General features: G+C 69.5%; 6 protein-coding genes. 3 read left to right on the top strand and 3 right to left on the bottom strand.

Going from position 1 to position 7,689, the window contains the following annotated elements:
• Positions 1-207: 207 nt before the first annotated feature.
• Complete coding sequence (locus tag KEG38_RS54550; RefSeq protein WP_272429159.1) at positions 208-1,056, bottom strand: AraC family transcriptional regulator; 849 nt, start codon at positions 1,054-1,056, stop codon at positions 208-210.
• Positions 1,057-1,276: 220 nt separating this feature from the next.
• On the opposite strand from KEG38_RS54550, the gene KEG38_RS54555 reads away from it, so the two are divergent.
• Complete coding sequence (locus KEG38_RS54555) at positions 1,277-2,122, top strand: HmuY family protein (RefSeq protein ID WP_272429161.1); 846 nt, start codon at positions 1,277-1,279, stop codon at positions 2,120-2,122.
• Positions 2,123-2,142: 20 nt separating this feature from the next.
• A complete protein-coding gene (locus KEG38_RS54560) occupies positions 2,143-3,702 on the top strand; it encodes an MXAN_6640 family putative metalloprotease (RefSeq protein WP_272429162.1) in 1,560 nt (519 codons plus the stop codon).
• Here the strand turns inward: KEG38_RS54560 and KEG38_RS54565 are convergent.
• Positions 3,651-5,207, bottom strand: coding sequence for a S8 family serine peptidase (locus tag KEG38_RS54565; protein WP_272429163.1), 1,557 nt, complete (start codon positions 5,205-5,207; stop codon positions 3,651-3,653). The genes KEG38_RS54560 and KEG38_RS54565 overlap by 52 nt on opposite strands.
• Positions 5,208-5,293: 86 nt before the next feature.
• On the opposite strand from KEG38_RS54565, the gene KEG38_RS54570 reads away from it, so the two are divergent.
• The gene (locus tag KEG38_RS54570) at positions 5,294-6,562 is read left to right on the top strand and encodes a tetratricopeptide repeat protein (RefSeq protein WP_272429164.1); all 1,269 of its coding nucleotides are present in this window, start codon (positions 5,294-5,296) and stop codon (positions 6,560-6,562) included.
• Positions 6,563-6,568: 6 nt separating this feature from the next.
• On the opposite strand, the gene KEG38_RS54575 is transcribed toward KEG38_RS54570, so the two are convergent.
• On the bottom strand, positions 6,569-7,501 hold the full coding sequence (locus KEG38_RS54575) for a hypothetical protein (RefSeq protein WP_272429165.1): 933 nt from the start codon (positions 7,499-7,501) through the stop codon (positions 6,569-6,571).
• Positions 7,502-7,689: the final 188 nt, after the last annotated feature.

Genomic DNA, 7,689 nt, shown 5'->3' on the forward strand with positions numbered 1-7,689 from the left:
TCGAGGCAAGACCAGGTACGACCCTGCCAACCAAGACCGCCGTGACTGGCAACGCTGTCTCTGGTCTTGCCACCGGCCCGTTGGAAGAACTGCGCATCGCGCAGTTCTTCCACCACGAGTCCAGGGCTTGCCCTGGTTCGGGTCGAGGGGCGAACAGCCCCCGCGGGGCCCGGGGCGGCGCCCCGGCGCGGCGGCCCCACGATGCTGCTAGGAGGCGCCTCGGCGGTGTGCCGCCCGGAAGGCTGCGGGCGTCATGCCGCGTGCCCGGCGGAAGATGCGGATGAAATGGGTCGGGTCTGCATAACCGACCCGCTCGGCGACGATGTCGATCCGCTCGTCTGATGAGACGAGCAGCCGCTCTGCTTCGGCGACGCGACCTGCCACGATCCACTCGCCTGCCGTTTTTCCTGTCGCGCGCCGGAGCGCTGTCGTCACGTGCGCGGGCGAGCGCCGCACGGCTGCGGCCACGTCGGCGAGCGAGATTGGCTGCATGCAATGCTTCTCGATGTAATCGAGCGCCTCCGCCACGAGCGGCGGGCCTGCGGATGCGGCCCCGGGCGCGGGAAATGGCTGCGCGCGTAACACTTCGGCCAGGATGAGCGCGACGAGGCTCTGCACGACGAGCTTGCTTGCGGGGCTTGGGGGGGCGATTGTTTCTCGGCCGAGCTCGCGGAAGAGGCCGACGAGGTGCTCGTGCCGGCCCGAAGGGACGGTCACGACGGCGGATCCGCCGCTGCGCACGCGCTCGAACGGGGCGAGCAGCGGTTTGAGCTCTTGCGAAGGCAGGCACGGGATGCAGAGGCCGAGGCCCCAGAGCTCTGCGCTCTGGGTGGTGAGCACGCGATGTGGCTCGCCCGCGGGGATGACGAGCACGTCGCCTGCGCCGAGCGTGTGGCGCCCGCGTTGCTCGACGATCGCTGAGCCGCCCACGTAAAAGCAGAGAACGGCATGCTCGTGCGTGGCGGGCCGTGACGGGGCCTTCTCGGTGCAAGCCACGGCCCGATGGGCGACGACTGCGGCGCCGTGGCCTGTGACCTCCCAGCTCGTGCGGTTCATGTGGGCAGAGCCTAGCCGAACCTGAGCCCCGGCGCTGCTCTTCGAGGTGGAGCGCCGGCTCTTGCGAATCGAACGTTCCCTCGAATGGCGAGAGCGTGATCACCTCCGGACCGAGCCGGGCAGATCGACATGGGGACGTCGGAACCTCGCGCCACTCCTTGTTGCCATTTCCGTCCCTGCTTCTCGCGCTCCTGCCCCTTGCCGTGGTAGCATCGCCACCATGCGTTCCTTCCTCGTATTTTCCCTCCTGGGTTCTCTCCTCGCGCTCTTCCCTGCCTGTTCCTCGGATCCGGCGGACACCTCCGGCGCTGGCGCCTCTGGCGGCGACGGCGGGGCCGGCGGAGCCGGCGGTGGTGGTGGCGGGGGCAGCGGCGGTGGTGGTGGCGGCGTGACGACGGGTTGCACCGAGCCGACCGCGATTCCTTGTGAAGATCAGGTCCTTCAGGGGATGAACCTCCAAAGCGACATCGCCCCTGGCCTCATCACGAACGAGCCGGACGGCGAGGGCTTCCGCACCGGGGTCGACGCCACGGCGGGCGGCGCGTTCGTCTCGGATCCGGACTCGTACGTCTACGGCAAGTTCACTGAGACCGGGCTCCAGAAGGTCGAGATCTCCGACGAGGACTCGCTCGCCTCGATGGATTGGGACATCGCCTTCCGGCGCTACGTCGTCCGTATCAACAGCGGCAACTCCGGCCCCTCCTGCGTCGCGGCCACGCGCGTGCCCGGAGCCGACGTGAAATACGAGGAGGTCACGGCCGCGCCCGAGAACGTCCCGTTCCGCAAGGATGAATACTTCTCCGAGGCCTGCGAGTTGATTCCGGATGGCTCGGGATTGCCGGGCTCGCCGGCGACCGCGCTCTCGGGGTTCTGGACGTATACGGCGTGCGTGAAGATGACCGGGAACGTCTTTGCCGTCCGCCTCGCCGACGGTCGGACCGTGAAGCTCATCGTGGACACGTGGTACGAGCCGTCCGTGCAAGAGCAATGCAACACGACGGATTCGATTCCGATGATGAACACGGGCTCCGCGAACTTCAGCATTCGCTGGGCGTTCCTGCCGTGAGGGCGGCTCGCCTCCTCGCGATGGCCGCGCTCTCCACGCTCGCCGCGTGCCGGCCGGAGGGCGCGGCGCCCGGGGCGCTCGCATGGGACGCGCCTTCCTATGCGCCGCTCGACCGGCCGGATACGCCGGGCAATGGGCTGCAGTTCAACTTCGAGCCGGGCGACGTCGTGGAAACGTTCGCCTCGCCGGGGGGGAAGTTCCTCGTCCATTTCACGCTCGCGGGCCCGAATGCGGTGCCGACGGAGGACGCGGACGGCTCGGGCGCGCCCGATTTCGTGGAGCAGGTGGCGTCGGTCTACGACGAGGTCCTCGGCCATTACGAGGCGATGGGATTCCGGCCGCCGCGCAGCGACGAGGGGCTGCCGGACAACGGGGGGGACGGCCGGTTCGACGTCTACCTCGTCGATTTCGCGGGCATCGGCGACGGCGTCTACCAGACGGACACCTGCGGGCCGGACAAGCCGAGTCAATGCACCGGCTACATGGTCCAGGAGAACGATTACAAGGGATACGGCTACCCGTCCACGCTCGTCGCGAACCGCATCCTTGGCAGCCACGAGTTCTTCCACGCCGTCCAGGCCGCCTACGATCACGACCAGGGGAGCATTTTCAACGAGGGGACCGCGGTCTGGGCCACGGAGGCGTTTGATGCCACGCTCCCGGACTTCGAAGCGTTCATCGACGGCTATCTCGACAACGTCGACCGCTCGCTCGATGTGCCCCTGCCTGGGCCCGTGGATCCATTCAGCTACGGCAGCGCGATCTTCTTTCAGTTCCTGGAGGAGCGTTATGGCGACGGCACGGTACGCACGCTCGTCGAAAAGACCGAGGACGGCGTGGACGGCGTGACCGATCCGGACTGGTTCGACGTGCTCGATCCGACGCTCGCCGCGGCGGCCGGCGCGTCGTTTCCCGAGGCGTTCGTCGAGTTCGCCACGTGGAACCTCTTCACGGCCCAGAGCGCCGACCCGACGCGCGGATATGCGAGCGGCGCGAAGTATGCGCCCGTCGAAATGGAGAACGTCGCCGCGCCGTATACCGACGTGCTGCGGGTGTTTTACGCATCCTCACAATACTACCGAGTCGGCGCGGGCGGACGCGCGCAAATGATGGCCGCGCTCGCCACGCCGGAGGACGCCGCGGATCAGGTCGACGATCTCGCGCTGCTCGTCACAACCCGGACGGGCACCACGGTCGGCCCCGTCGTTCGCGCGCTCGACGTGCGCGCGGGCGTCGATCCGATCGACACGTCGAGCGCCGATGATCTCGTGGTCGTCGTGGTGAACGGCGCCTCCGCGGGCAACTCCCGCAAGCCCACCCTTTGCATCGGAGCCCCGGACGAAGTCGAGGCCTGCAAAACCGCCGTCCAGAACGCCGGAAGCGGCAGCGGAGGCGGCGGCGGAGGCGGCAGCGGAAGCGGAAGCGGAGGCGGCAGCGAACCCAGCGATCCCGGCGGCTGCGGATGCTCTCTCTCTCCCGCCCCCGCGGGCCCCGGCCTCGTGGCGCTCGGAGCCCTCGGGCTCCTCGGTCACCGCCGCGCGCGCCGTCGCAAAGCCAGGCCTGCGAGCACCACCCCGTAAAACGCCCCCGCCATCCATACATCCCCGCCTGCCTGGCCTGCACGGCACGCACAGCCCGCGTCCTCCTCGACGGGCGGATCCGGCAGGTGCGGCAGCACCTCCACGTCTCCGAGCGCCTCCGTCAGCGCGGCGAGCGGGTCCACGATGCCGTGCCCGAACACCACGTCGTGCCCCGCCGCGTCCGGCGTCGCGTACGGCGCGGGCCGCGCCGTCTCGATGAGCAATTTAACGATTTCGTCCGACGTCATCTCCGGCGCGGCGCTCGCGACGAGCGCGGCCACGCCCGCCGCCACCGGGCACGCGGAGGACGTCCCACCGAAATTGAGCGTGTAATCGGTCGGATCGAGCCCGCCCGGCCCCACGATGTCGGTCGTGAGCGTGCCGATGGGCGCCACGAGGTCGAGCGAAGCGCCGTAGTTCGTGAAGAACGTCTTGTCGTCGAACTGGTTGATCGCTCCGATCGTGAGCACGCCCCGCACGGCATTCAGCTCGTCATCACCGAGCTCGCGGTCGTCGTTGCCGGCCGCGAAGACAACGACCGCGCCCTTGCCGCCGCGGCCGTTGTCGAAGACGTTGTCGATCGCGTCGCGCAGCGTCGCCGGGACGGGCATGGCCTCGACGTACCCCCAGCTATTCGACACGACCGCGGCGCCCGTTTGCAGCGCGAAATCGAAGGCCTTGATCGGCGCGGAGAGCGGCGTGGCCTCGTCGGCGAGCATGCGGACGCAGCGCAGGCGGCATTCGGGGCAGGCGCCCGCGATCCCGACGCCGTTGTTCGTGGCCGCGCCGATGATCCCGGCGCACGCCGTGCCGTGCTCGGCGCCCGAGAACGCCGGGTCGTAACTCGCGTCGTCGTCGCCGTCGACCACGTCGACGCCTGGATCGAACTTGCCCTGGAGATCGGGGTGCGTGAAATCGCAACCGCTGTCGATGACGACGACCGTCGTGCTCGGATCGCCCTGCGTGATGCCCCAGGCCTCAGACATGCGCATGCGGGCGTCGTCGAAATACCATTGTCCGGAGAAACGCGGATCGTTGGGGGTGAAAGGTTCGCCGCGGCGCTCCATGCGAACGTAGAGGTTCGGCACGGCGTCACGCACGCCCTCGGTGCGCGCTTCGGCGTTCGCGAGTGCGGCGGCGATGGAGAGGCCGTCCTCGCCGGCCGTGTCCTCCACGAGCCAGAGGCCGATCGAGGGCATGAGCGGCTCGACGAGGCGATATCCGCGGCGTGCGAGGGCCTCTTCGCCGCCCGAATCGAGGCGGACGACGGCAGAGTGATCGATCGAGGCCAGGAAGGATCGCGACCCGTAGCGGAGGCGGACGGGCGTAAGGCTCCTGCCGCGCGGATCGAGGGCCGCCGCGCCGAGGCGTTCGGCCGTGACGGCGCGGTCTCCATCGAGGAAGGTCGTCGCCGCGGGCGCGGGCGCGGCGTGGGCGAGCGGCGCGGCGAGGAGCGTCGCGAGGAGCGGGAGCATCGTGCAAGCGTGCGGGATTCGGGGCGACATGCGGGGCCTCCGGGGGCGAGGGGTCCTTCGCGTAGTGTACGCCGAGCCTTGACGGGGCGCGCGGGCTGTTGTTTTTTGAGCCCGCGATGCTCTCGATTCGTGCTTCGATTCCCCTCGCCGCCCTCGCCTCCCTCGTCGCTTGCCAGGACGGGGGCGTCACCCCACAGCCCGCGCCTTCGGCCGCGCCCCCGGCCCCGACGCCCACCACGACGGCGTCCGCGGCCCCGACTGCCTCGGCCCTCGGCGAGGGCCTGCCGCGGCCGAAGCGGCCAAAGACCCGCGAGGCGCCGAGCCCCGAGAAGATGCGCGAATACCGGAAGCACCTCACGGAAGGCCGGCTCCTCGCGGGGAAGTCGCAATGGCCGGAGGCGATCAAGGCGTTTGAAAAAGCCCTCGGCGTGGTGCCGGGCGACGCGCCCGCGCTGACGGAGCTCGGCTGGGCGGCCTTCAAGGCCGGCGAGCTCGAACGGGCGAAAAAATCGAGCGAAGAGGCGATCAACCGCACGACGAGCCCGAAGCTTCAGGCCATGGCGCATTACAACCTCGGCCGCATCGCCGAGGAGCGCAAGGAGACGAAGACCGCGCTCGACCATTATCGGAAATCGGTCGCGCTCCGGCCGAACGAGACGGTGGAGAAGCGGCTCGCGGAGCTTTCGAAGAAAGAGAAAGCGCCCGCGCCCCCTGCGGTCGAGCCCCTGCCCTGCCAGACCGCGGCGGTCAAGATCGCCGACGTCTGCGCCTGCCTGACGAAGCCCGAGCCGGGCGAGCCGGAGTCGCCGCGGTCCTGCGAGCCGGTGAAAGAGCCGAAGCTTCCGCGGACCGAGCTCACCTTGCTGGAGGCGCAGACGGCCGTGTTTCAGACGGACTGGATCCTCGTCGCCAAAGGGGAAAAGGGCTTCTTGCCGGTCGGGAAGATCGGATCGACGCACAACCCGGGCGCGTTCGGCATTTACGAGGAGCTCACGATTCCCACCGTGACCGAAAAGACGGCCGGCAAGACGACAGTGCTCTGGTTCGAGGCGCGGCGCGATCGGCACGACTCGGACATGGGGATCGACGAATACGAGGAGGAGACCGTCCGGACCGTGACCCTGTGCGTGCCGCCCCAGGGAAAAACCACGGAATGGAGATGTCCACTCACGGTGCCCGTCGAGCGTACGTACATCCGCGACCGCATGCAGCTCGAAGGATTCACGCCCGACGCCGAGACGCGCAAGCTCATGACGAAAGGATTGCCGATCAAGGAAGGATGGGCGCTCGACGTGAAGCTCGGCGACGGCAAGGCCGAGGTGAGCGTGACCGGCGGGAAGCCGCCGCCCAACGTGGCAGCGCTCGTGGGCTCACACCCGCTGTAATCGAATTCATTTTCGCCGTCGCGGTCGCAATGCCACGACGGCCCCCTTGCCGCCGTGCGTCGGCGCATCGTCCGGCGGCAAGGCCACGACGAGCCGCTCGATGGCCGGGAGCGTCCGCGTGACAGCGCGCTCGGCGCCAAGCTCGTCGAACGGGCCCGGGTAGACGAGCACGAGCACATAAATCGTCGCGAACGACCGCGCCAGGTAGCCAAGCCCCTCCTCCAGCACGGCCTCGTGCAGGTGCTCGCCCCGGTGCAGCTCCGCCATCGTGGGGTTTTTCCGGACGCGCGTGATGGCCGCGCGGGCAAGCTGGACGCGGCGGCCGATCGCCTCGCGATCCTCGGCCGAGAGCGGCGCGAGCTCGTCCACCGGCGGGACCAAGCGGAAGCGGCGGGCAGACGGCTCCTCAGGCTCCTTGCGCTCGCCCGGCGGGGGGATCGTGAGGCTGCCCGGTCTGCGCACGAGCTCGACCCAGGAGATGCCGGCCGCGTGGGCGCGAGCGAAGGTCTCAGCGACGCGGGCCTCGGCCTCGGGATCGTCCGTGCCCGTGGGCGCCTCGGAGGCGCCCCAGACGACGGGCGAGGTGGCGTCGATGACCAGGGCCCCAAGCGCACCCGCGCGGCCCGCGAGCGCAGACAGCTCGACCCGCAGCGCCTCCGCAGGCTCGGGGCGCGGCCGTGGCACCTCGGCAGCAACCTCGCCGAAGAGGTCGGCAAACGACTCGATGAGGGTCGCGAGGCGCGCTTCTTTCTCCGCGCGGTCCACGATCGGCGCAGCAAACGTGACGACGAGCTGGCATCCGCGGCCGAGATCCCAGCGCAAGGTCTTGCCGTCCCCATCCGGACCGGGGTCGGCGCCGTTCGGGACAATCTGGACCGCAACCGCGTCGAGCTCACGCTCGAGGATGGTCGCAAGGCGCTGTCGCGTGGCAGGGGTCATCCGCGACGCACTCTACCCGAGCGTGTGACGCCGTCCAATTCATCGCACCCCCTTCTTCCGGCTGAGCATTGGTCTCTTCTTGAGGCCGCCGCGCCGGGGCGCTGCCCCGGACCCCGCGGGGGCTGTTCGCCCCTCGACCCGAACCAGGGCAAGCCCTGGACCATTCGTGGAAGAACTGCGCGATGCGC

Origin of the sequence: Polyangium jinanense (assembly GCF_028435265.1) — a bacterium.
Lineage (GTDB): Bacteria > Myxococcota_A > Polyangia > Polyangiales > Polyangiaceae > Polyangium > Polyangium jinanense.

Coding starts and splice junctions, on each gene's coding strand:
- KEG38_RS54565 (WP_272429163.1), bottom strand. CDS start 5,207: ATGTCGCCCCGAATCCCGCACGCTTGCACGATGCTCCCGCTCCTCGCG.
- KEG38_RS54550 (WP_272429159.1), bottom strand. CDS start 1,056: ATGAACCGCACGAGCTGGGAGGTCACAGGCCACGGCGCCGCAGTCGTC.
- KEG38_RS54575 (WP_272429165.1), bottom strand. CDS start 7,501: ATGACCCCTGCCACGCGACAGCGCCTTGCGACCATCCTCGAGCGTGAG.
- KEG38_RS54560 (WP_272429162.1), top strand. CDS start 2,143: ATGGCCGCGCTCTCCACGCTCGCCGCGTGCCGGCCGGAGGGCGCGGCG.
- KEG38_RS54555 (WP_272429161.1), top strand. CDS start 1,277: ATGCGTTCCTTCCTCGTATTTTCCCTCCTGGGTTCTCTCCTCGCGCTC.
- KEG38_RS54570 (WP_272429164.1), top strand. CDS start 5,294: ATGCTCTCGATTCGTGCTTCGATTCCCCTCGCCGCCCTCGCCTCCCTC.